Raw genomic sequence first — 21,433 nt, 5'->3', positions numbered from 1 at the left:
GCGGGCTTAGGGCATCAGCCTGAGCTTAGCGCTTAGGATTCAGCGTCAAATGCACATGACGGTTCACGTCCTTGTACAGCAGGTAGCTGAACTTGCCTGGGCCGCCGGCGTAGCAGGCTTGCGGGCAGAAGGCGCGCAGCCACATGAAGTCGCCGGCTTCCACTTCGACCCAGTCCTGGTTCAGGCGGTACACCGCCTTGCCTTCCAGCACGTACAGGCCGTGTTCCATCACGTGGGTTTCCGCGAACGGGATCACGCCGCCCGGCTGGAAGGTGACGATGTTTACGTGCATGTCGTGACGCATGTCGGCCATGTCGACGAAGCGGGTGGTGACCCAGCGGCCTTCGGTGCCCGGCATTTCGATGACGGTGGCGTTGTCGCGGTGGGTAACAAACGACTCGGGTACGTCCAGGCCTTCAACTTTCTGGTAGTGCTTGCGCAGCCAGTGGAAGGTCACATTGGATTTGCTGTTGTTGCGCAGGCTCCACTCGGCGCCCGGGGCCAGGAAGGCGTAGCCGCCCGGTACCAGGGTGTGATGCTTGCCTTCGACGGTGATGTCCAGCTCGCCTTCGACGATGAACACCACGGCTTCGGCGTTCGGGTCCAGCTCTGGGCGCTCGCTGCCGCCTTCCGGGGCCACTTCGACGATGTACTGGGAGAAGGTTTCGGCAAAACCGGTCAGTGGGCGGGCAATGACCCACATGCGCATCTTGTCCCAGAACGGCAGGTGGCTGGTGACGATGTCACGCATCACGCCTTTAGGGATAACGGCATAGGCTTCGGTGAACATGGCACGGTCAGTCAGCAGCTCGGTTTGAGCCGGGTGCCCACCGTGGGGGGCGAAGTACGAATGGTTCGACATGGACGATCTCGACTTGTTGTTCTCTCCCCATGCCGTGAACCGCACCGGCCGGTGCGGCGCAGGGGATGTGGCGACAGAATAGGGTTGAGCGCGTGGCATCCACAAATTAAATGTTGGAATACCCGGTATTTAATCGCTGAATGTCAACCTGACGCCCAATGTGCTGTGCCGGCAGCTGGTCGCCTTGGCCGAACAGCTTGTGGCGCAGGGTGCCCTCGGTGTAGCGCGAAGGGTAGCGACCACGGCGTTGCAGTTCGGGCACCAGCAAATCGACGACATGGGTCAGGTCGTCCGGCTGCACGGCATAGGTCAGGTTGAAGCCATCGATGCCGGTCTGGTCCAGCCAGTTTTCCAACTGGTCGGCGACCTCGCTGGCTGAGCCGACCAGCACCGGTCCGCGCCCCCCCAGGCCAACGAATTCGGCGGCCTCGCGCATGGTCCAGCGGCGCTTGGGGTCGGCGGCGGTGAACGCGGCCAGGGCGGCGCGACCGGCATCGTTTTCGACATATTCGATCGGCGCGTCGGGGGCGAGGCCGGCAAAGTCGATGCCGGTCCAGCCCGACAGCAGTGCCAGGGCAGCGTCCAGGTCGACGTAGCGACGGTATTCGGCGAAGCGGGCCTCGGCTTCTTCCCGGGTGGGGGCGACGATCAGCAACGCCTGCGCATAGATCAGCACCTCATCACGACCCCGCCCGGCGGCCTCGCTGGCCTGGCGGATGCCGTCGGCGTAGCGGCGCAACACCGTGGGCGTCGGGCCGCTGATGAACACGCATTCGGCATGCTGCGCGGCAAATTGCTGGCCACGTGCCGAAGCACCTGCCTGGAACAGCACCGGCGTGCGTTGTGGCGACGGCTGGCACAAGTGCATGCCGGGCACCTGGAAGTGCTCGCCCACATGGTTGATAGCGTGCACCCGCGAAGGTTCGATATAGCGCCCACTGTCACGCTCCAGCAGCACGGCATCGTCGTCCCAGCTTTTCTCCCATAGTTTGTACAGCACCTGCAGGTACTCTTCGGCAAGGTCGTAGCGCTGGTCGTGGCCCAGCTGGCGCGCCAGGCCGAGGTTGCGTGCGGCGCTGTCGAGGTAGCCGGTGACGATGTTCCAGCCAACCCGGCCATTGCTCAGGTGGTCGAGCGTGGACATGCGCCTGGCGAAGGGGTAGGGGTGTTCGTAGGTCAGCGAAAAGGTAACGCCGAAACCGAGGTGCTCGGTGACCCCGGCCATGGCCGGTACCAGCAGCAGCGGGTCGTTGACCGGCACCTGCACACCACCGCGCAAGGCGGCTTCGGGCCCGCCTTGGTAGACATCGTAGATGCCCAGCACATCGGCGATGAACACGGCGTCGAACAGGCCGCGCTCCAGCAGGCGAGCCAGGTCGGTCCAGTAGCTCAGGCGGTTGAATGCCACGCTGGTGTTGCGCGGGTGGCGCCACAGGCCGGGGGACTGGTGGCTGGCGGCGTTCATGCTGAAGGCGTTGAAGCGGATCGGGCGGGGCATGGTGGCTGCGCTCCGCTCAAGGCAAGACGGAAGCCGGGTAGACCGCATCGGCCACCTGCAGCTTGCGTGGAATCAGGCCCAGGCCCTGGAAGGTATCGGCCAGTTTCTGTTGTTCGGCAACGATTTGCGGGGTGATGGCCACGGCATTGTAGTTACGCCGTTCGCTGGCCATTTCCAGCACGTTGGCGCTGATGCCCAGTTGCGGCGCCAATAGCGCGGCAACCTCGGCAGGCTTGGCGTTGGCCCACTGGCTGACCTTGCCCAGTTCGCTGAAGAAGGTTTTCAGCAGCGCACGGTGGTGGTCGGCATAGCTGGCGGTGGACAGGTAGAACGTCCGGTTGTTGGACAGGCCGCTACCGTCGCGCAGGTTCTTCAGGCCGGGCTGGCTTTCTGCTGCGGCGAGGAACGGGTCCCACAGGGTGACGGCCTGGACACTGCCGGACTGCAGGGCAGCCACGGCATCGGCGGCATTGTTGACGTAGGCGGGGGTAATGTCCTTGTAGGTAAGGCCAGCCTGCTCCAGCGCTACGGCCAGCAGGTACTGGGCGTTCCAGCCGCGGCCGGTGGCCACGCGCTTGCCTTTCAGGTCTTGCACGCTGGTCAGGTGGTCCTGCTCGCGCACCACCAGGCCGATGCCGCGTGGGTAGGGTTGTTCGGCAGCCAGGTACACCACCGGTTTACCGGCGGCCTGGGCGAACACGGACGGCGCATCGGCGGCATGACCCAGGTCGATGGCACCCGTGCTCAAGGCTTCGAGCAACTGCGGGCCGGCGGCAAATTCGTGCCAGCTTACGGTTACACCTTGTGGTGCCAGCGCTTTTTCCAGGGCGCCGCTGCCTTTGAGGATGTTGATACTGTTGAACTTCTGGTAGCCGATGCGCAGGGTCTTGGCGTCGTCGGCCAGAGCTTCGGACCAAGGCAGCAGGGCGCTGGCCACACTGGCCAGCAGGCCGCCGATCAACAGCCGGCGCAGGGGAGAGAAAGCACGGGTTGGCATGGGTTTGCTCCTTGAAACCGAGTGGGAAACGATGTGCCCAGCCTAAGGAGGTGGCGTTCGGCTTTCAATTTTTATATTCCTGTTTGTTAGAATGTTTAGTTATTTTTATATCCATTTGTTTTTTGTAATGTTCTGCATTTCTCGACATTTTTTTCACATTCGCTTGCTAGCATCGCGGCAATCCCGAGGAGCCCCTACATGCCGCACATCCTGCGCAAGCGCAGCACCCGCATCGCCCTGACTGCCACCACCGGTCTGCTTACCGCCACCCTGGGCTTTTTCGCCTGGCAGAGCTTCTACCCGGTTCAGGCTGCCTCCGGCTGGGATGTCGAGGTACTGCACCGCGATGTGACCAAAGCCGCCTCGCTGCTGCCGCAAGCCGATGGCAGCCTGCTGGTCAGCCGCGAGCTGGATGATGGCCGTGGCAGCATCCTCAAGATCACCGCGACCGGCGACCGGGTCATGATCATCGATAACCTGTCCAAGCCCGACGGCATGGTGGCGGCTCAAGGGGGGTGGGTGTTCAGTCAGGAAGGCGGCCGGGCACCTGTCAGCCTGGCCCGCGATGGCCAGGTGACCCCCCTGTTCGACGGCGACAGCGTGCAAGGCTTGTGGAATGACGGCGACCACCTGTATGCCATCGAAGACCGCAAAGGCAATGGTCGCTTGATGCGTTACGACTGGAACAGCGGCCAGCTCGATGTGCTGCGTTCCGGCCTGACCGAAACCGAAGGGCTCACCCGCTGCGCGGGCCGTGTGCTGTACACCGAAAAGGCCAATGGCAAGGTCCGCGCATTGTCCGACGATGGCAGCGACCCGGTGGTGGTCGAAGGCCTGCGCAACCCGACGTTCCTGTACTGTGATCAGCGCGGCCTGTGGATCAGCGAAGACAACACCCACCGTGCCCGGCTGCTGCGTGTTGACGCCGATGGCGTTCAGCACACGGTGCTGACTTTCCTCAAGGCGCCACAGTCGATCGTGGCGGATGGCAAAGGTGGTTACTTGCTGGCCGAAGGCGGGCGTAACCGCGTGCTGCACCTGACGCCGCCGCTGGAGCGCAATACTGCCCAGCGGGAGTGATGCCCGCGGCGTGCCGTGAATGATTTCACGGCCAGCCACCCATGAGGCTTTATGGCTACCCGACCAACAGCGCGCTTCCCTGCATGGCCGCGCTCACGGATAATCCCCCTCATTCCAATAAATAGCCTGTGAGTGGGTATGAGTGATTCCGTAGTTGGCCTCGGCCAGCCTGAAACCGAAGGGGGGCGCAGAACGCGCAAGAACAACCCCGAGAAAACGCGCGAGGATATCCTCCAGGCGGCCATCAACGAGTTCGTCCAGCAAGGGCTGGCCGGCGCCCGCGTCGATGCCATCGCCGAACGCACTGCCACCTCCAAGCGCATGATCTACTACTACTTCGGCAGCAAGGAGCAGTTGTACTGCGAGTGCCTGATCAAGCTGTATGGCGACATCCGCAAGACCGAGCAAAGCCTGGACCTGGAGTCGCTGCCGGCCGAGCAGGCGATTCGTCGTCTGGTTGAGTTCACCTTCGATCACCACGACCGCAACGTCGATTTCGTGCGCATCATCTGCACTGAAAACATCCACTATGGCGAGTACGTCAAGCAGTCGCCGGCCATTCGTGAAATGAGCAGCCTGGTGCTCGAAGCGTTGGGTAACACCCTGCGCCGTGGCGTGCAGGAAGGGGTTTTTCGTGGCAGCATCGAAGTGATCGACCTGCACATGCTGATGAGCGCGTTCTGCTTCTACCGGGTGTCGAACCGCCATACCTTCGGCGAGATCTTCCAGATCGACCTGTCCGATGACGAGATCAAGCTGCGCCACAAAGCCATGATTTGCGACGCCGTGCTGCGTTACATACGCGCCTGAACGGCGCTCACTCGCCCAGCCGCTGCTCCCGCGAGGGCGGGTAGCCGAAGTAGGCCGCATAGCACTTGCTGAAATGCGACACCGAAACAAACCCGCAGGCCACTGCCACTTCCATCACCGACAGGTCGGAATACTGCAGCAGGCGGCGGCTTTTGGTGATGCGCAGCTCCATGTAGTAGCGCCGCGGCGACGTGCCCAGCTGGGCCTGGAACAGCCGGTCGATCTGCCGTCGCGAGCGCCCGCTGTAGGCGGCCAGCTGGTCGAGGCTGAGGGTTTCCTCCAGGTTGTTTTCCATCAGTTCGACGATGGTGCGCAGGTGCAGGCTCATGGACTTCTTCGCCCCCGGTCCAACCTGACGGTAACGCGCTCCGGAGAATGACAGGATTTCTTCCACGCCTTCGGCCAGGCCATCACCATACAGCCGGCGCACCAGGCCCAGCATCAGCTCCATGGCACCGTTGGGGCTGGCGGCGCTGAGGCGGTCGCGGTCGAGGGTAAAGCTGGCCGGGGTAATGCGTGTTTGCGGGCTGCGTTCGGACAGGCTGGCGCGCTGTTCGGGGTGGATGCTGCAACCGTAGTCGTCCAGCACCCCGGCGCGGCCTAGGAACCAGGCGCCGTTCCACAGGCCACCCAGGGCCATGCCGTGGGCCGCGCAGTCGTCCAGCAGGCGGTCGAGTTCCGGGTATTTCAGGGGCGTGCGCAGGCCGCCGCAGATCACCAGCAAGTCCAGCTCCTTCAGCGCCTCGGCGGACAGCTCAGTGGCCACCAGCTCCAGCCCCAGGTCGCTGAGCACCCGGTCGCCATCCATCGACAACGGGGTGAACCGGAAGCTGTCCGTGCGCAGCAGGTTGGCGGTGACCAGCACATCCATGGCGACGGTAAAGCTGGCCATCGAGAAATGTTCGAGCAGGACGAAGTCAACCCTGTACGGAGCCTGGGCGTTGGCGCTGGTGGATTTCAGTCGCAGCATGTTGCTGGTACTGGTCTTCTTGCTGAACTGACGTGGCGTTGGCACTCTGGTCTCCGCTTCCTGGCTGGCCCGCAGAGTGTGGCGGCTGGCTGGGGGAAAGACAATCTCCCGGGTGCGCGTGTCGTATTTCAGGTCGTGTTCAGGCAACCTGCCTGGCTTGGCCCTTCGCCGCCATGCCGCCCCCTATTACCGAGGACACCCTTCATGAAGTACGTCATTGCCCTGCTGTGCAGCCTGTTGCCGTTACTGGCCAATGCCTTGGAGGCGGGCGACAAGCTGGCACCGTTCACGCTGCTTGACCAGTATGAGCAGGCCTACAGCCTTGATGCTGGCACGCAGATCCTGCTGGTGGCGCGCGACATGGACGGCGCAAAGATGGTAAAGGCTGCGCTGGCCGAGCAGCCCAAGGGCTACCTCGAGGCGCGTCATGCCGTGTTTGTTGCCGACATCCAGCGCATGCCGGCGATCATCAGCAAGCTGTTCGCCATCCCCGCCATGCGCGCATACAACTACCGTGTGCTGCTTGACCGTGAAGGGCGCGTGGCCAGCCGTTATTCCGGGCAGGATGGCCAGGTACAGTGGTTGCAACTGGAGCAGGGGGCGCTGGTGGGCCAGCGGGCGTTTATCGATGCGGCGGCGCTGAAGTCGGCGCTGGAACAAGCACCACACTGAATGGGCTGCACTGGCGCCAAACAAAACAATCTGAACCCTCGGCGCTTGCTGAAACCCAACCCATTACACGCCAAATGGGAGAGCGCTCATGGAAATCGGAACGATCTGGATCATCATCGCGGCCTTCGTCATCCTGCTGGAGGTCTGGGCGATCTGGCACATCATTGGCAGTGATCGGCGCGCCGAACGCAAGATGCTGTGGGTCGTCTTCGTGGTGTACGCGCCATTTCCCGGGTTGTTGTGCTGGGCATGGCGCGGGCCCAGGGCGGTAAAGGGCAGGGCGGTACTGCAGGAAAAGTGACGGTGTCCGGCATCAGGCGCGGGGGCGCCTGATGCCTGTTGAGGCTCACTTGGGCAGGATGTCGAAGCGTATGGCGGGGCCTAGCCCGTTCACCATCAGGCTGCCGTAGAATTTCACGGTAGACAGCACACGCAGCTGCTTGAGCGCATTATGAATATATTCGTGAATCAGTTTCTCAGCCTCGAGCTTGCGCTCTGCAAGCGTGGAGCCCTTGAGTTCGACCGTCCCAAGCAAGGTGGTCTCAATGTGCTCAACGGTGTCCAGGCCGAGATTTTCCCGTAGGTGTACCCGTGCCTGGGCGGCATCGGCGTCATCGCGTGCGGTGTGCGGCTTGATGGTATAGGCCAGCTGGAAATCAAAATTACTCATGCGCTTTTCCTTGTTGGATTCAGGCCTCCATGCCGGGGCTGGTAATCTAGCGCGCGACGGCCGCCGCGCAAACAGACGCGTGGTTCACATCAGTTCGCCTTCTGTGCGAAACGTCCTACGCTGCGCTTGACCTCGAGTTAACTTAAGGTCCGATACTCCGCCACTCTTCCATCCGATCGAGGGCATGTCGTGACCCATCAAGCCGTATTCCAGCTGAGCAACCCCGAGGGCCTTTACGATCCCAGTGGCAATGCCTATTCCCACGTCGCCGAGGTACGCGCCGACAGTCGGCTGTTGTTCATCGCCGGCCAAGGCGGGGAGGACAGCGATGGCCAGCTGTCACCCCTGTTTGCCGAACAGGCCCGCCAGGCGCTGGTAAACCTGGAGCTGGCGTTGGCATCCAAAGGCGCCAGCCTGGCTCAGGTGTTCAAGCTGACCTTGCTGATTGTCGAGCATTCTGAAGCGCGCCTGCGCCAATGGGTAGTGGAGGCGGACAGGGCGTGGGGGCCGCACATGAAGCCGACCTGCACCCTGATCCCGGTGCCACGGCTGGCGCTGGACGGCATGCTGGTGGAGATCGAGGCTGTTGCAGCGTTGTAGCACCGGGTCAAGCGGCGCTCACGTCGTTAGAAGAACCTGCGCTGTGCCTTGAGCGTGACCATGCTGTCGCAATAGGTGTTCATGCCCGAATACGCATCGCAACCCCCGCCACTGAGGTTGGAGTTGCTGTAGACCAGGTTCAGGTCGATGCCAAGCCAAGGCCGCGACAGCTCCAGCGACCAATCGGAAAAGGCAGTCACCTGGCTGCCGTCGCCAATGGTGAACGGTGTACCCAGTTGGTGGTGGGCGAGCTTTACGGTCAGGTCGACATCGAACAGCGGCAGTTGGCCAAAGTCGGCGAACAGCGTGCCGGTGCGGTTGTTGGGGTTATCGCGCAACGCGCCGCCGAAACGGCTGCCCAGCACCGAGATGCCACCGTACAGGGCGTAACTGTCGGGGCCTGCGATATTCGGCTGACTGTAATGGATCAACCCTACCTCGTAGCCCAGGCTGCTGTCGAAATGGTGCTTGTAGCCCAGGTAGCTGTCCAGGCGCAGGGTCGAGTTGGGGGCAACGCCCATGCTGGGCGCGTACTGGCCCAGGTACCAGCCACTGGCGTGACTGAAGTCCAGCCCACCATGGAAGGCGCCGACGGCACTGGGTGAGATAAGGCCTTGGGCCATGGTGCGCGAGGGTGTGGTGCCGAGTGTGAAGTCGAAGCTGCCCAGTTCGCGTTTGATCTGCTGGGCCAGTAGAACAGGGCTAAACAGCAGTGCAGCGCTCAGCAACAGAAGGGGCCTGGTCATGGTCTCCATCCTGGAAGGCTTGCGGTTGAGCGCTAGAGGATACCTGTACAGGTGGAACGAGGGAACCGCTGCTTGCCCCTGTCAGCCTTTGGTCGAAGTGTCTGCGTCGGTGGCTTCCGTTACTACAGGCAGGTTGTCAGCGCGCTGGATGACCCGCCGTTGCTGCTCGTAGTCGTCAAGGGAAAGACCGCGACGCTGTAGCGCTTCCAACTGCAACTGGCGGGTTTCTTCAGCTGTGTACGGGCGCAGTTCCGGGTGGCTGGCACAGCCGCTCATGATGGCGATGGCAAAAACGGCGAAGGTGGCGAAAAGTAGGCGGGCCAGGGTGTTCATCAGGGTAGCTCCAAGGGCCGGGGTCATGGGCGGCGAGTCGATGGAGCAAGGTTATTAGGCCAAGGCGCCCGGTAGAAATTGCCCTGCTCGATAGTGACTATCGATGAACCGGGCGGGCTTTCGGCACCTGGCCAAAACCGCCGGAAGCGTTGGGCCCGCTGTTCGGCCAGGATGTGGTGGGTGATGACTGGTACGGCTACCACTTCCGCATCCTCGATGCACAAGGCCCCTCTGCCCCTGGCGGCGCGTACAGCTACTGATAGGCAACCAGATGAGCCGTGGTTTTTGCCATGGTCGTCTGGCCGGCCAGGTACGACGACACTGGGGTGATGAGCTTCATGATCAGCCACGACGGCCAGGTGTTCGAGAAAAACCTCGGGCCACAGGGTGACAGGCTGGCCAAGGCGATGAAACGCTTCGACCCGGATGACAGTTGGCAGGTGCTGGACGTGGCGGCCTAAGACTGACTCCGGTCGCGCAGTGACCGCCGCTTGCACCGTTCAGTGCGTACGTGCAGCCCTGACCTCCCGTGCCGTGCACCCATATTGCTGGCGAAATGCGCGGGTGAACTGCGCCTGATCGGCAAAGCCCCAGCGGAACGCCAGTTCGCCAATGGCCAGGTGGCAATACGGGTCGCGCAGTTGCCGGTGCACAGCCTCCAGGCGTTGCAGGCGCACCCATTCGCCAAGGGTGTAAGGCGTGATCGCGAACAGCTTGTGCAGGTAACGCAACGACAGCCCGCAGGCGCTGGCGATGGTTTGTGGCGTGAGTTCGGGGTCGCCCAGGTGTTGCAGCACGTACTGCTCCACCCGCGTCAGGTGCAGGGTGCTGAGGTTGCTGCCTTCGCTGCCCAGTACGCGGTCGTCCTGTTGCAGGGCCAGCAACAGGGTGGCTGAGGCCTGTTCCAGCAGCAAATGCCGGGCAGCCACAGGGCTGGCATCGAAATGGCGGGCGCACAGGTCCAGCTGTTCGACGAAGATGCGCCCCAGGCCCTGGCTGGCATCGAAGCAATGCCGGGTATAGCGTTTGTGCCCCAGCAAGTTGGCCTTGAGTGCCTGCTCAGGCAGCTTGAGCACCCACAGGTCGTTCTGTGTGCCGTAATGGAAGCGGTAGGGGGCGTCGCCGCGCTCGACGATGAAACCACCCGGGCGACAACTGATCGGGTGACCGTCCTGTTCGAAGTGCACCTCGCTGCTGTGCGGCACGGTCACCAGGTAGAACGCTTCATGGTCCTGGCCGATGTGCGCCTTGCTGCGCGAGTAGCCCAACGGGCTGGAGCGCAGGCGCGACAGGCTGAGCGGCGTGCTGGGCGTGCTCCAGCGCTGCAGGTGGCCATTGAACGGCTGTTCGGTGGCAAACTGCAGGCTCAATGGGAAATAGGTGTCGCTGATGGCTTCGGCCCAGCGCGCCTGGCGCTCCGGCTGAGCCCAGCCGTGGGTCGAGAGTTCTGTGGGCATGGTGGGTCCTTTTTCAAAGAGGGCAGCATTGAAAAAAGGAACTGCAGGCAAGCTACTCAAGCAGCTCTTGTTATTGTGCAAACCGCCCGGCAACGCGAGGCTGCCAGGCGGCTTTCAGGCCCATGATCGGCGCACGCCGACCGTTTGATCAAGCCCCTCGTGTCACCCGGTAGGTGGCCGAAGGCTCCAGGCGCGCCTGCCAGCCCGGCGGCACGACGATGTTGGTGGTGTCCTCCTCGATCACGCAGGGGCCCTGCACGGTCTGCCCCGGCAGCAGACGATTGCCGTTGAACACGGGCGTGGGTTGCCACGCCCCGTCGGTGCTGAACAGCATCGGCCGGACGCTTTGCGGGGTGGCTGCCGGCGGTTCGGCCGGGCCCTGCAACTCAGGTTGCGGTGGGCGTGGCAGGTGGCCGATTACCGAGCACTCAAGGTTCACCAGTTCCACCGGGCTGTCGGGTTCGCTGTACGAGTACAGGGTCTGGTGGCGGCTGTGGAAGCGGTTGATCAGCGCGGCCAGGCCTGCTTCATCCAGGGCATGCTGCGCCAGCTCCACGCTGCATTCATGGATCTGCCCCTGGTAGCGCATTTCCAGGGTGTAGTGGCAACTGCTGGCCTGGTCGCCAAAGCCGTCTTGGCGCAAGTTGGCCAGGCCTTGCTGGCGCAGTTCGGCAAGGGCGTGGTTGAGCTGCTCCAGGTTCACATGCCCGGCGTCCAGGCGCATCGACAGGCTGGTGAGCTGGTCGTAACGTACATCGGACAGGATCTGGCCGAACGCACACAAGCCCGAGGCCACCTTGGGGATCAGCACGGTCTGCATGCCGATTTCCTCGGCCAGGCGGACCACGTGCATGCCCGCCGCACCGCCTGCGCCAATCAGGGCGAAGTCGCGCGGGTCGTGGCCGCGCTCAATGGACACGCGGCGAATGCCGTTGACCATGTTCAGGTTCACCAATGTAGTGATGCCGAACGCCGCCCGTTCCACGCTGATGCCCAGTGGCTCGGCGATCTTGCTGCGTATGGCATCCAGTGCGGCCTGGCGGTTCAGGCGGATGCTGCCGCCCAACAGTGCACCATCCGGGAGGTAGCCCAGCGCCAGGTTGGCGTCGGTTACCGTGGGCTCACTGCCGCCTTTGCTGTAGCACACGGGCCCCGGCATGGCACCGGCGCTGCGCGGGCCGACCTGCAGCATGCCGAACTCGTCCAGGTGGGCGATGGAGCCGCCGCCAGCACCCAGCGTCTCCACCTGAATCATCGGCACGCCAATGCGCTGGCGCAGGAAGTCCACATCCTTGCTGAAGTTAGTGCGCCCGGCGTTGGTCAGGGTGATGTCGAACGAGGTTCCCCCCATGTCCACGGTAATGACGTTGTCGATACCGAATGGCCGTGCCACCGCTAGCCCGGCTTGGGGCGCCGAGGCGGGGCCGGAGTTGATGGCATTGACCGCGCGCTCACGCATCAGGTGCCCCGGCGCCAGGCCACCGTTGGACTGGAAGTAACGCACCGGTTGTTGCACGCCAAGCTCGTGGAACAGGCTGTCGATGCGCGCCACATAGCGGGCCATCACCGGGCTGAGGTAGGCGTTGACCACCGTGGTGGAGGTGCGGGTGTACTCGCGAATCTGCGGAAACACCTCGCAGCCCGTGCAGACGAATACCCCGGGCAGGGCTGCCCGCACCAGCTCGGCGGCACGCTGCTCATGGCTGGGGTTGCGCACCGACCACAGGAAGGAAATGGCCACGGCCTCTACGCCTTCGGCACGGAAGTAGTCGATGGCGGCGTGGATGGCGCGTTCGTCCAGCGGGCTGTGCTCACGGCCATCGCCGAGGATGCGGCCACCAATCGGGCGGCGCAGGTGGCGGGGGGCGAGCATGTGCGCTGGCGGATAGTGGGCGTCGTAGCGGTGGCCTTCTTCCTTGTGCCCCAAGCGGATTTCCAGGCTGTCTTCGTGGCCTTCGGTGCACAGCAGGCCCACCTTGACCCCGGTACGCTCGATCAGCGCGTTGAGGGCGACGGTGGTGCCGTTGATGCACAGGTCACAGTTGGCAATCAGCTCGGCCGGGCTGCGGCCGGTGGCGTCGGCGATCTGCGCCAGCCCGGCCCGAATGGCCAGGGTGCCGTCCTGCGGCGTGGACGGGGCCTTGAACAGCTGCACGCCGCCGTCGCGGTCGGCCAGGATGAAATCGGTGAAGGTGCCGCCGGCGTCGATGCCCAGGCGATATTGGTTGCGCATGATGGGTCTCCGGTCAGTGCGGGGCGCGGGCAAGGCGGGTTGCGGGTTCATCCAGCTGGCCATCGGCATCGACGACCACGCCGTATTCCAGGGCTGCGCCCTGGGGCGAGACCAGGCCGTTGCGCAGGTCTTGCAGGACGGCGGCAATCGGCCGGCGCAGCGGGTCGCCGTAGCCACCGCCACCGGGGTTGATGTTGATGATTCGCTCACCGGGCTGCAGGGTGAGCATCGGGTTTTGCGTGTAGTGGTCTTCGCTGCCATCGGCGTGGCGGTGGATCAGCCTGCCCAGCTTGGGCTCCAGCAGCGCATTGCGTGCCCCGGCGGCACCGGCGGTGGGCAGTTGCCGGCCTTCACCGAAGCCGACCACGGTCATGGCGTGGTCCAGCGGCTCGATCTCCAGCCGGGTGCCCGAGCCACCGCGAAACTCGCCAGCGCCGCCACTGTCGGCCATCAGGCTGTAGCGGTGGATGAGCACCGGGTAGGCATGTTCCAGCAGCTCGATGTCACCGCTCATCAGCGCGCCGAAGCAGCACAGCGGGCCGCACGCGTGCCAGCCATCCATCACCTTGTTGGCACCGGCACCGGCAATGATCGAGGCCAGCACCATGGTCACGTACTCGCTGTTGCCGTTGCGCGGGTCATGGCCGGCAATGTTGATACCGCTGGTATGCCCCCAGGAGGCCGTCACCCGTTGTGGCGAGGCTTGCTCCAGCGCAGTGCGCACGGCATCGGCCAGGGTTTCCATCGGCGTGGTGGTGCAGTTGACGTGGGGTGCCGGTTCTTCGGCGTTGCACAGGGTCCCTTTGGGCCCGACATCGACCGTGACGCAGCGGTACAGGCCTTCGTTGTAGGGCGGCGCCACCTGAGCGAACATCATCAGCCCCAGGTACACGCCCGACACCGAGTTGCCCTCGTAGGAGTTGATGAAGTAGGGCACTTGTGGCGGGCTGTCGATGCTCACATGGGCCTGGTCACCGCGAATCTGCACATGGGCGGTGATGGCCAGCTCGCCCAGGCCGTGGCCAGCATCTTCGAGCACGGCGGTGCCGCTGTAATCACCGTCCGGCACGTCGCGCAACAGCGCGCGCATGTGCCGGTCGGCCATGTCCTTCAGCTCGGCGATGCAGGCACGTACTTGGACCACGCCGTACTTGTCGAGCAGCTCCAGCAAGTGCCGCTCGCCCACCTTGCAAGCGCCGTACTGGGCATTGAGGTCGCCTTCCTGGAAGGGGCGTGCGCGCATGTTGGTGAGCATGAAGTTGATCACGTCTTCGCGGCGTTTGCCTTTTTCCCACAGCTTGACGGGTGGAATGCGCAGGCCCTCGGCGTAGATCTCCTTGGCGTCGGGGTTGTAGCCGGCAGGCACCGGGCCGCCGATGTCGGTCAGGTGGCCCTTGCACACGGTCCAGAACACCAGCTCGCCCTGGTAGTACACCGGTTTGTACATGCAGCAGTCGAGAATATGGCTGCCCTTGTAGGCCGGGTCGTTGTGGTAGATCACATCGCCTTCGGCGATGTCGTCGCCAAAGAACTCGGCCACGCACTTCATGGCCGGGATCAGCGAGCCCAGGTGAATGGGGATGTCCTGGCCCTGCAGGATCATTTCCGGCAGGTGGTCGAACAGCGAGTTGGAATAGTCGTGGGCCAGGTTGAACACACTGGACCGGCCGGTCTTTTCCAGGGTCAGGGTCATTTCGCGTTGCGCTGTCTCCAGCGCACCCCGGACAACCGCAAGGGTGATCGGATCTACTGTCTGCATAGGTCACCAACGTTTGTTCTTGTGCTTTGGGTGCGTGCCGCAGCGGGGGCGGCGCGTGGTGACAGGCTAAGGGGGAGGGTGGGGGGAAGGCTTGTCGCTGGGTGTACTGGATCTTGCGTTTTGGTGCACAAGGGGGCAAAGAAGGGCTACCGCCCCAGCATCTGCCGTACCAGCCATTGCCCCGCCGGCCCCAACGCCCGCCGGCTAGACCAGGCCACATCCATATTGACACGGCGCGGGTATCCCGCCATCTGCAGCTCCACCAACTCGATGCCAAACCTTGCCACCAGCGCCCTCGGCAGCTCGGCCCAGCCAAACCCGCGCACGGCGAACTCCAGCAACGTGAGGTAATCCGGTGCCGACCAAGCCTGACCACGGCCGTGATGCAGGCTGGGGGCGTAGGTCTTGATGTACAGCTGCCGGGCGTTTTCGAGGTGCTGTGTTTGCACCTGCCCAAGGCCCGCCAGCGGATGCCCGCTGGCCACATACACACCAAACTCCGCCTGTTCGGGCAAGCGGGCAACGGCAACGTCGGCGGGGTAGCCGGGTTGCGTGGCAAGGATGCCGACATGCGCCAGGCCCTGCTGGATCATGTCGATCACATCAGCGTCCTCCGCTGGGCCGCAGCGCAATTCGGTATGTGGATAGTGCTCGGCGAAACGGGCCATTACCGCGCCCTGGAAGGTGACGCTGTAGCTGTCCGACATCACCACCGACACCAACGGCTCCACGTTTTCCGCCAGCCGCACCGCCAAGGCATCGAGCTGGGCGCTGGCATCAAGAATGGCCTCCACGTGGCTCAGCACCTGTCGGCCCGCCTCATTCAGCGTGGGGTGGCGGCCACCCCGGTCGAACAGCGGGCAGCCAATATCCGCCTCGAAATTGGCAATGGCAATGCTGACGGTGGACTGGCTTTTGCGCAGTTTGCGCGCCGCAGCGGAGAACGAACCGAGCGATGCGGCTTCGACAAAGGCAACCAGAGCTTCGGGTGAGTAGCGCATGGTATTGATAAAACCGATGGTAACTATGTCGCGAGTATCAGTTTTACCAAAGAAAATGGAAAGCACGACTTACGCAATGGATGGATTTTGCAATGAAAAACGTGTCTTTCACCGAGCGCCTGGTTCACGCCGTAGGTTACGAAGTGTTCGCGGTGTTGTTGTGTGCGCCGCTGTTGTCCTGGGTAATGGGCAAATCGCTGGCGACGGCGGGGGCCTTGGCGGTCACCCTGTCGGTGATCGCCATGCTGTGGAACATGGTCTACAACGCGCTGGTCGATCGCTGGGTACAGACCGAGCGTATCCACTGGAAGGCCAGTGCGCGTTTTGTGCACGGTCTGGGCTTCGAGGCCGGGCTGGTGGTGTGGTGCTTGCCGGTGGCGGCGTGGATGCTGGATATCTCGCTGCTGCAGGCGTTCATGGTGGAACTGGGCTTCTTCGTGATCATCCTGCCCTACACCGTGTTGTACAACTGGGCGTTCGACAAAGCTCGGCATTTGCTGATGCAGCGGCGCCTTGCTGGCCAATAAAAACGGGGCATGCCATTGCTGGCATGCCCCGTTTTTCATACTGCTAAAGCGCCTCAGGCGACTTTGACGATCCAGCCTGCCGGTGCTTCAACGTCACCGCTCTGGATACCGGTCAGCTCGTTGTAGAGCTTCTGGGTAACCGGGCCGACCTTTTCCAAGTCGTGGAACACGTGCAGCTTGCCGTTGTACTCGATACCGCCGATCGGGGTGATCACCGCAGCAGTGCCGCAAGCGCCCGCTTCGATGAAGCGGTCCAGCTTGTTGATTTCGACATCACCTTCGATCACGGTCAGGCCCAGGCGCGATTGTGCCAGTTCCATCAGCGACAGGCGGGTGATGCCTGGCAGTACTGAGGCCGATTTCGGGGTCACGAACTCGTTGTTGGCGGTGATGCCGAAGAAGTTGGCCGAACCGACTTCTTCGATCTTGGTGTGGGTCAGTGGGTCGAGGTAGATGGCGTCGGCGAAGTTGGCCTTCTTGGCTTCAGCGCCTGGCTGCAGGCTGGCGGCGTAGTTGCCACCGACCTTGGCCGCACCGGTGCCTTGTGGGGCGGCGCGGTCGAAGCTGGAGATCTGGAAGTTGTGCGGCTTCATGCCGCCCTTGAAGTACGAGCCAACCGGGATGGCGAATACCGAGAAGATGAACTCGGGGGCGGTGCGCACGCCAATGTTGTCGCCGGTGCCGATCACGAACGGGCGCAGGTAGAGGGCGCCTTTGCCGTGCGGTGGCACGAACTTTTCGTTGGCCTTGACCACTTGCTTGCACGCTTCGATGAACACATCGGTGGGCACGTGCGGCATCAGCAGGCGGGCGCAGCTGCGCTGCATGCGGGCGGCGTTCTGGTCCGGGCGGAACAGGTTGATCGAGCCATCCTTGCAACGGTAGGCCTTCAGGCCCTCGAAGCACTGCTGGCCATAGTGCAGGGCAGTGGAGCCTTCACTGATGTGCAGTACGTTGTCTTCGGTCAGGGTGCCCTTGTCCCACTCGCCATTGCGCCATACGGACAGGTAGCGTTTGTCGGTCTTGATGTAGTCGAAACCCAGCTTGTCCCAATTAATGCTTTCGTTGCTCATGACACCCTCATTGTCTTGCAAGTGCCCGATCGCTCGGGCTGCTGTTATATGCGCACCACGCCACCATAATACATCCGTGGCGGATCGGGAACGGCCAGTCACGAATTGATAGCCTGCGATGCATTTTTTTCGGTATCTACAACTGCAGGTACTCATCCAGCGCCAGGTTTTGCAGCAGTACTGCATCATGGGATGCCACCATGAGCGCCCCGCCAAACTGCCCCAGCATGCGCTCCAGTGCGGCCAGTGACGGCAGGTCCAGGTGGTTGCCGGGTTCGTCCAGCAGTAACAGGTCGAGCGGCCGTTCGCGGTACAACACGGCGGCCAGTGCCGCCTTCATCCGTTCTCCGCCGCTGAGCAGGCTGCTGGGCAGTTCGATACGGGCCGCATCCAGCCCGAGTTGGGCCAGGCGGCTGCGTAATTCGCCCTGCGCCATTGCCGGGTTGGCCTTGCCCAGGTGGTCGAGCACACTGCTGTGGCCGCATAGCGTGCTGCAATGCTGGTCGAGCAGGGCCGTCTCGCCCGTGAGGCGCACGTTGTCAGGCGATGCCGGTAATTCCCCGTTCAGCAGCCTGAGCAGGGTAGACTTGCCACTGCCATTGGCACCGACCAAACCCACCCGCTGGCCCAGGCATACGCGCAGGTCGATCGGTTTGCGGGTGCCACGGGGCAGGCGAAGCGCCTGGAGGGCCAGCACTTCGCGGCCTGCATGGCGCTGAGGTGTGGGGGCATGCAAGGTAATGGCGGTGTCCTGCTCGACCTTGCGGGCGGCATCGCGCACTTGGTCATGCAGGGCCTGCCGGGCTTCGCCGTGGGCGCGACGCTGCTTGCCCGCCGTGGCCTGGCTGCGCTCGTGCTGGCGATCGACAAGAATTTTGGCCTGATTGGCGTGCCTGGCCTGGCGCCCGGCCCGGGCCTGATGGCGCTCCAGGTCTTCGCGCTGGCGTTGCAGTTCACGGGCCTGGCGTTGCTGCGCCTGCTTCAACCGGGCGAGTTGCTGCTGGGCCTGGGTTGTCTGGCTGGCCTTTTGTTCTGTATAGAAGCTGTAATTGCCGCCATAGGCCTGCAACCCCAGGCTGGACAGCTCGACGATACGCACCATGTGTGCCAGCAGGCTGCGGTCGTGGCTGATCACCAGCAGGCCCCGGTCCCAGGCTTCGATCATGCCCAGCAGCTGGGCGCGGGCTTCGCTGTCCAGGTGATTGCTGGGTTCGTCAAGAATCAGGTAGTCGGCATTGCTTAGCCACGCGCCAATCAGCGCCACGCGCATGGCCTGGCCGCCGCTCAGGCTGCTGGCGGGCTGGCGCCAGTTCAGGTGCCCCAGGCCGTGGCGTTGCAGGTGTATCTGCAATTGTTCGCGGATATCCCAGCGCTCGCCTACGGTGTCATAATCCTGGGGCTCGATGCTGCCTTGCTCGATACGCGCCAGCGCTGCGATCAGCGTGCCGGCCTGGGCCAGGTCGGCAACCGTGGCGCTCTGCCCGATCACCTGCTGGTTCAGCAGGTGAATACGGCCAAGGCGTCGACAATGGCCGCTGCTCGGTTCGCGCTGGCCGGCCAGAATCTGCCCGAGCAAGCTCTTGCCCACACCATTGCGCCCGACAAGGCCAGTGCGGCGGTGGTCAAAGGTTTCGTTAAGGTCGGTAAACAGCTGCCTGCCATCCGGCAAGGTCAGGGAGACGCTGTCCAGCGTCAGGATTGACGTGTTCGTCATGCACAACTCCACAAATGCCGCGACATCTCCGGAGCGAACCGGAGGCTGAAGACTGGCCGTCGAAGGGGACGGCGGCATCAGTGGCGCATTGGACGAACACCTCTTTGTTGGGGAATGTAGAGCCTAACGAACTGGAGATTACGGGTAAAGCTTGAGTATTGGTCGTCGCCCGTGAGCGCGCCTCGGATCCTGTGGGAGCGGGTGCTTTACTCGGTTTAACGCCCAGCCAAGCGGCTACCCCAGTCGCCGGCGTGGCCGCGCGCGCAGGCCTCTTCGCTGTCGAAGCGCACGTGCCAGGCAGGGTGATCCAGTTGTATTTCTGCCTGCTCCAACGCCTGGCTGGTCAGTGCCAGCATGCGCGCCTTCGCCTGGCCTGCCACGGCAGCGGTTTTGTCGGCCTCTTGCTCGAACACCCAGGTCACGCGCAGGCTGCCCGGAAAATCCTCGGGGTCGAGCCGGTGGGTAAGCCAACTGAAACCGACGATTTCCGCCTTGGCGGTTTCGCAGGCTTCGGTCAGGCACGCCACCAGTTCCCGCTCCAACCGGGCCATTTCGCGCTTGCCCAACGCTTTCAAGGGTTGGCCTCGTCATCGATCTGCTGGCAAAAGCGCAGGCGGTTGCCAAACGGGTCATACACCTGCATCTGCAGGCCCCAGTCCAGGCGTTCGGCTTCGGGGCGAGCGTAGCCGTATTGTTTATCCTGGAGTTCACGCTCCAGCGCGCGCAGGTCGTCGATGCGGGCGAACACGGTGGAGCCGGGGCAGGCATCACCGTGGTGCTCGGAAAGGTGCAAAATCAGCCCGTCGCGGTGAATTTGCACATACAGGGGCAGGTCCGGGCTGAAGCGGTGCTCCCAGTCCACGCTGAAACCGAGGAAGTCAAGGTAGAACTCCTTGGCCTTGTCGACCGAGAAGATGCGCAGTACCGGTATGGCGGGGGCGAGGTGCATGGGGCATCCTTGAACGTATTTGAAGGCGCCACTGTAACGCAGTTGGGTGCCTTGTGGTCAGCCAGCCCTGCGCAACGGTTGACCACCCGCCAGCCACTGCGTAGCCTTGCCACTTCGAGGTTCTTCGGCCAGGCCGAAGCTAAGACGGGAACGCGGTACAAGCCGCGGCTGCCCCCGCAACTGTAAGCACCGATAACGGATCGACACAGCCACTGCGCCCGCGCGCGGGAAGGCGTCATCCCGCCACCGCCTGCTGTTTGTCAGGCCTATGGAACGGTGCGAGCCAGGAGACCTGCCTCGTCACGTTTTCGACTTTAAACCGGGCGGGGTGATCCGGTGGCGAACAAGCTCGGCCGGCCTGGCCCGTGGCTGTCGTCCTGCATGCCCGCGCCACACTGCCAAGGGCACTGCGACATGAAAACACTGGCCAAGCTCCCCGTCACCATCGTCACCGGCTTCCTCGGCTCGGGCAAGACCACCTTGCTGCGCCACATGCTCGACAACGCCCAGGGCCGTCGCATTGCGGTCATCGTCAACGAATTCGGCGAACTGGGCATCGACGGCGAAATCCTCAAGCAGTGCAGCATCGGCTGCACCGAAGAAGAAGCCAGTGGCCGCGTCTACGAGCTGGCCAACGGCTGCCTGTGCTGCACCGTGCAGGAAGAGTTCTTCCCGGTGATGCGCGAGCTGGTGGCACGCCGAGGTGACCTGGACCACATCCTGATCGAAACCAGCGGCCTGGCCCTGCCCAAGCCGCTGGTGCAAGCCTTCCAGTGGCCAGAAATCCGCAATGCCTGCACCGTCGATGCGGTCATCACCGTCGTCGACAGCCCGGCCGTGGCTGCCGGCACGTTCGCTGCCTACCCGGACCAGGTCGATGCCCAGCGCAAGCTCGACCCTAACCTGGACCACGAATCGCCGCTGCACGAACTGTTCGCCGACCAGTTGGCCAGCGCCGACCTGGTGGTACTGAACAAGGCTGACCTGATCGACGCCGAAGGCCTGGCCAAGGTCCGTGCCGAAGTGGCCGAAGAGCTGCCGCCAGCCGTCAAGGTGATCGAAGCCAGCAGCGGCAAGCTGCCGCTGGAGGTGCTGCTGGGCGTGGGCGCCGAGTCCGAGGCACACATCGATGGCCGCCGTACCCACCATGACTCGCACCACGACGGTGACGACCATGATGATCATGACCACGATGCCTTCGACTCCATCTCCATCGACCTGCCAGAAGCCGACGAAAGCCTGCTGCTCGACGCCCTGACCCAGCTGGTGGTGGAGTTCGGCATCCTGCGCGCCAAAGGCTTCGCCGCCATCCCGGGCAAGCCGATGCGCCTGCTGGTGCAAGGCGTGGGTACCCGTTTCGACAAACACTTCGATCGCGCCTGGCGTGCTGACGAGCCGCGCATCACCCGCCTGGTGCTGATTGGCCAGGACCTTGACGCAGCCCAGTTGGAAGCGCGCCTGCGCCAGGCCCTGGGCGCCTGA

General features: G+C 63.5%; 22 protein-coding genes, 1 pseudogene and 1 riboswitch. Of the genes and pseudogenes, 8 read left to right on the top strand and 15 right to left on the bottom strand.

Annotated elements, in window-relative coordinates:
* Positions 1-25: 25 nt before the first annotated feature.
* From ACF8R4_RS23355 to ACF8R4_RS23345, 3 genes are all read right to left on the bottom strand, one after another.
* The gene (locus tag ACF8R4_RS23355; RefSeq protein ID WP_013972924.1) at positions 26-862 is read right to left on the bottom strand and encodes a bifunctional allantoicase/(S)-ureidoglycine aminohydrolase; all 837 of its coding nucleotides are present in this window, start codon (positions 860-862) and stop codon (positions 26-28) included.
* A gap of 106 nt (positions 863-968) precedes the next feature.
* Positions 969-2,360, bottom strand: a complete 1,392-nt coding sequence (locus ACF8R4_RS23350) for an LLM class flavin-dependent oxidoreductase (RefSeq protein ID WP_392493565.1) — start codon at positions 2,358-2,360, stop codon at positions 969-971.
* A gap of 16 nt (positions 2,361-2,376) precedes the next feature.
* Complete coding sequence (locus tag ACF8R4_RS23345; protein ID WP_392493564.1) at positions 2,377-3,357, bottom strand: aliphatic sulfonate ABC transporter substrate-binding protein; 981 nt, start codon at positions 3,355-3,357, stop codon at positions 2,377-2,379.
* A gap of 198 nt (positions 3,358-3,555) precedes the next feature.
* Between ACF8R4_RS23345 and ACF8R4_RS23340 the strand changes: the two genes are divergently transcribed.
* Positions 3,556-4,437: a hypothetical protein gene (locus ACF8R4_RS23340; RefSeq protein ID WP_392493563.1), complete on the top strand. Its 882-nt coding sequence runs from the start codon at positions 3,556-3,558 to the stop codon at positions 4,435-4,437.
* A gap of 138 nt (positions 4,438-4,575) precedes the next feature.
* Positions 4,576-5,247 carry a TetR/AcrR family transcriptional regulator gene (locus ACF8R4_RS23335; protein WP_392493562.1) on the top strand — a complete coding sequence of 224 codons (672 nt, stop codon included), beginning with the start codon at positions 4,576-4,578 and terminating at the stop codon, positions 5,245-5,247.
* Between the two features lie 7 nt (positions 5,248-5,254).
* Here ACF8R4_RS23335 and ACF8R4_RS23330 read toward each other — a convergent pair whose 3' ends face one another.
* The gene (locus tag ACF8R4_RS23330; protein ID WP_060496966.1) at positions 5,255-6,262 is read right to left on the bottom strand and encodes a GlxA family transcriptional regulator; all 1,008 of its coding nucleotides are present in this window, start codon (positions 6,260-6,262) and stop codon (positions 5,255-5,257) included.
* Between the two features lie 159 nt (positions 6,263-6,421).
* Between ACF8R4_RS23330 and ACF8R4_RS23325 the strand changes: the two genes are divergently transcribed.
* Together ACF8R4_RS23325 and ACF8R4_RS23320 are read left to right on the top strand one after the other, a co-directional pair.
* Positions 6,422-6,889 (top strand): FAD/FMN-containing dehydrogenase, encoded by a 468-nt coding sequence (locus ACF8R4_RS23325; protein WP_104834626.1) that lies wholly within the window; start codon positions 6,422-6,424, stop codon positions 6,887-6,889.
* An 88-nt stretch (positions 6,890-6,977) separates the two neighbouring features.
* Positions 6,978-7,190, top strand: a complete 213-nt coding sequence (locus ACF8R4_RS23320; protein WP_060496964.1) for a PLDc N-terminal domain-containing protein — start codon at positions 6,978-6,980, stop codon at positions 7,188-7,190.
* 45 nt (positions 7,191-7,235) lie between these two features.
* Here ACF8R4_RS23320 and ACF8R4_RS23315 read toward each other — a convergent pair whose 3' ends face one another.
* Positions 7,236-7,559: a hypothetical protein gene (locus ACF8R4_RS23315; protein WP_060496963.1), complete on the bottom strand. Its 324-nt coding sequence runs from the start codon at positions 7,557-7,559 to the stop codon at positions 7,236-7,238.
* Between the two features lie 189 nt (positions 7,560-7,748).
* Between ACF8R4_RS23315 and ACF8R4_RS23310 the strand changes: the two genes are divergently transcribed.
* Entirely contained in the window at positions 7,749-8,159 is a 411-nt protein-coding gene (locus ACF8R4_RS23310) for a RidA family protein (protein ID WP_164524594.1), read from the top strand.
* Between the two features lie 26 nt (positions 8,160-8,185).
* On the opposite strand, the gene ACF8R4_RS23305 is transcribed toward ACF8R4_RS23310, so the two are convergent.
* Both ACF8R4_RS23305 and ACF8R4_RS23300 read right to left on the bottom strand, forming a co-directional pair.
* Positions 8,186-8,905, bottom strand: coding sequence for a TorF family putative porin (locus tag ACF8R4_RS23305; protein WP_060496961.1), 720 nt, complete (start codon positions 8,903-8,905; stop codon positions 8,186-8,188).
* Between the two features lie 81 nt (positions 8,906-8,986).
* Positions 8,987-9,238 carry a hypothetical protein gene (locus ACF8R4_RS23300; RefSeq protein WP_060496960.1) on the bottom strand — a complete coding sequence of 84 codons (252 nt, stop codon included), beginning with the start codon at positions 9,236-9,238 and terminating at the stop codon, positions 8,987-8,989.
* Positions 9,239-9,411: 173 nt separating this feature from the next.
* Between ACF8R4_RS23300 and ACF8R4_RS23295 the strand changes: the two are divergent.
* Positions 9,412-9,699: pseudogene (locus tag ACF8R4_RS23295) on the top strand (DUF2950 family protein).
* 39 nt (positions 9,700-9,738) lie between these two features.
* Here the strand turns inward: ACF8R4_RS23295 and ACF8R4_RS23290 are convergent.
* The 4 genes from ACF8R4_RS23290 to ACF8R4_RS23275 form a co-directional block, all read right to left on the bottom strand.
* The gene (locus ACF8R4_RS23290; protein WP_060496959.1) at positions 9,739-10,695 is read right to left on the bottom strand and encodes a helix-turn-helix domain-containing protein; all 957 of its coding nucleotides are present in this window, start codon (positions 10,693-10,695) and stop codon (positions 9,739-9,741) included.
* Positions 10,696-10,843: 148 nt separating this feature from the next.
* Positions 10,844-12,928: a hydantoinase/oxoprolinase family protein gene (locus ACF8R4_RS23285; RefSeq protein WP_392493559.1), complete on the bottom strand. Its 2,085-nt coding sequence runs from the start codon at positions 12,926-12,928 to the stop codon at positions 10,844-10,846.
* Positions 12,929-12,941: 13 nt separating this feature from the next.
* Entirely contained in the window at positions 12,942-14,687 is a 1,746-nt protein-coding gene (locus ACF8R4_RS23280; protein ID WP_060496957.1) for a hydantoinase B/oxoprolinase family protein, read from the bottom strand.
* Positions 14,688-14,833: 146 nt separating this feature from the next.
* Entirely contained in the window at positions 14,834-15,688 is an 855-nt protein-coding gene (locus ACF8R4_RS23275; protein ID WP_060497132.1) for a LysR family transcriptional regulator, read from the bottom strand.
* Between the two features lie 92 nt (positions 15,689-15,780).
* On the opposite strand from ACF8R4_RS23275, the gene ACF8R4_RS23270 reads away from it, so the two are divergent.
* A complete protein-coding gene (locus ACF8R4_RS23270; RefSeq protein ID WP_104834630.1) occupies positions 15,781-16,215 on the top strand; it encodes a multidrug/biocide efflux PACE transporter in 435 nt (144 codons plus the stop codon).
* A 53-nt stretch (positions 16,216-16,268) separates the two neighbouring features.
* Here the strand turns inward: ACF8R4_RS23270 and ACF8R4_RS23265 are convergent, their stop codons facing one another.
* The 4 genes from ACF8R4_RS23265 to ACF8R4_RS23250 all read right to left on the bottom strand — a co-directional run bounded on the left by ACF8R4_RS23265 (position 16,269) and on the right by ACF8R4_RS23250 (position 19,951).
* Positions 16,269-17,288, bottom strand: a complete 1,020-nt coding sequence (locus ACF8R4_RS23265; protein ID WP_012272061.1) for a branched-chain amino acid aminotransferase — start codon at positions 17,286-17,288, stop codon at positions 16,269-16,271.
* Positions 17,289-17,424: 136 nt separating this feature from the next.
* Positions 17,425-19,002, bottom strand: a complete 1,578-nt coding sequence (locus ACF8R4_RS23260; protein ID WP_392493555.1) for an ATP-binding cassette domain-containing protein — start codon at positions 19,000-19,002, stop codon at positions 17,425-17,427.
* 215 nt (positions 19,003-19,217) lie between these two features.
* On the bottom strand, positions 19,218-19,577 hold the full coding sequence (locus tag ACF8R4_RS23255) for a hypothetical protein (protein WP_060496954.1): 360 nt from the start codon (positions 19,575-19,577) through the stop codon (positions 19,218-19,220).
* Entirely contained in the window at positions 19,574-19,951 is a 378-nt protein-coding gene (locus ACF8R4_RS23250) for a glyoxalase superfamily protein (protein WP_060496953.1), read from the bottom strand. Before ACF8R4_RS23250 ends, ACF8R4_RS23255 begins: the two co-directional genes overlap by 4 nt.
* 100 nt (positions 19,952-20,051) lie before the next feature.
* Positions 20,052-20,266, top strand: a riboswitch (cobalamin riboswitch).
* Between the two features lie 99 nt (positions 20,267-20,365).
* Between ACF8R4_RS23250 and cobW the strand changes: the two genes are divergently transcribed.
* Positions 20,366-21,433 carry a cobalamin biosynthesis protein CobW gene (gene cobW, locus ACF8R4_RS23245; RefSeq protein ID WP_003247913.1) on the top strand — a complete coding sequence of 356 codons (1,068 nt, stop codon included), beginning with the start codon at positions 20,366-20,368 and terminating at the stop codon, positions 21,431-21,433.

This window comes from Pseudomonas sp. FYR_2 (genome assembly GCF_043106425.1).
Lineage (GTDB): Bacteria > Pseudomonadota > Gammaproteobacteria > Pseudomonadales > Pseudomonadaceae > Aquipseudomonas > Aquipseudomonas monteilii.
Note: the sequence above shows the minus strand (reverse complement) of the source record. Positions and strands in the feature narration are given on the sequence as shown.

Bases quoted from the DNA above. Each gene is read 5' to 3' on its own strand.
- ACF8R4_RS23355 (WP_013972924.1), bottom strand. From the start codon at position 862: ATGTCGAACCATTCGTACTTCGCCCCCCACGGTGGGCACCCGGCTCAA.
- ACF8R4_RS23350 (WP_392493565.1), bottom strand. From the start codon at position 2,360: ATGCCCCGCCCGATCCGCTTCAACGCCTTCAGCATGAACGCCGCCAGC.
- ACF8R4_RS23345 (WP_392493564.1), bottom strand. From the start codon at position 3,357: ATGCCAACCCGTGCTTTCTCTCCCCTGCGCCGGCTGTTGATCGGCGGC.
- ACF8R4_RS23340 (WP_392493563.1), top strand. From the start codon at position 3,556: ATGCCGCACATCCTGCGCAAGCGCAGCACCCGCATCGCCCTGACTGCC.
- ACF8R4_RS23335 (WP_392493562.1), top strand. From the start codon at position 4,576: ATGAGTGATTCCGTAGTTGGCCTCGGCCAGCCTGAAACCGAAGGGGGG.
- ACF8R4_RS23325 (WP_104834626.1), top strand. From the start codon at position 6,422: ATGAAGTACGTCATTGCCCTGCTGTGCAGCCTGTTGCCGTTACTGGCC.
- ACF8R4_RS23320 (WP_060496964.1), top strand. From the start codon at position 6,978: ATGGAAATCGGAACGATCTGGATCATCATCGCGGCCTTCGTCATCCTG.
- ACF8R4_RS23315 (WP_060496963.1), bottom strand. From the start codon at position 7,559: ATGAGTAATTTTGATTTCCAGCTGGCCTATACCATCAAGCCGCACACC.
- ACF8R4_RS23305 (WP_060496961.1), bottom strand. From the start codon at position 8,905: ATGACCAGGCCCCTTCTGTTGCTGAGCGCTGCACTGCTGTTTAGCCCT.
- ACF8R4_RS23300 (WP_060496960.1), bottom strand. From the start codon at position 9,238: ATGAACACCCTGGCCCGCCTACTTTTCGCCACCTTCGCCGTTTTTGCC.
- ACF8R4_RS23290 (WP_060496959.1), bottom strand. From the start codon at position 10,695: ATGCCCACAGAACTCTCGACCCACGGCTGGGCTCAGCCGGAGCGCCAG.
- ACF8R4_RS23285 (WP_392493559.1), bottom strand. From the start codon at position 12,928: ATGCGCAACCAATATCGCCTGGGCATCGACGCCGGCGGCACCTTCACC.
- ACF8R4_RS23280 (WP_060496957.1), bottom strand. From the start codon at position 14,687: ATGCAGACAGTAGATCCGATCACCCTTGCGGTTGTCCGGGGTGCGCTG.
- ACF8R4_RS23275 (WP_060497132.1), bottom strand. From the start codon at position 15,688: ATGCGCTACTCACCCGAAGCTCTGGTTGCCTTTGTCGAAGCCGCATCG.
- ACF8R4_RS23270 (WP_104834630.1), top strand. From the start codon at position 15,781: ATGAAAAACGTGTCTTTCACCGAGCGCCTGGTTCACGCCGTAGGTTAC.
- ACF8R4_RS23265 (WP_012272061.1), bottom strand. From the start codon at position 17,288: ATGAGCAACGAAAGCATTAATTGGGACAAGCTGGGTTTCGACTACATC.
- ACF8R4_RS23260 (WP_392493555.1), bottom strand. From the start codon at position 19,002: ATGACGAACACGTCAATCCTGACGCTGGACAGCGTCTCCCTGACCTTG.
- ACF8R4_RS23250 (WP_060496953.1), bottom strand. From the start codon at position 19,951: ATGCACCTCGCCCCCGCCATACCGGTACTGCGCATCTTCTCGGTCGAC.
- cobW (WP_003247913.1), top strand. From the start codon at position 20,366: ATGAAAACACTGGCCAAGCTCCCCGTCACCATCGTCACCGGCTTCCTC.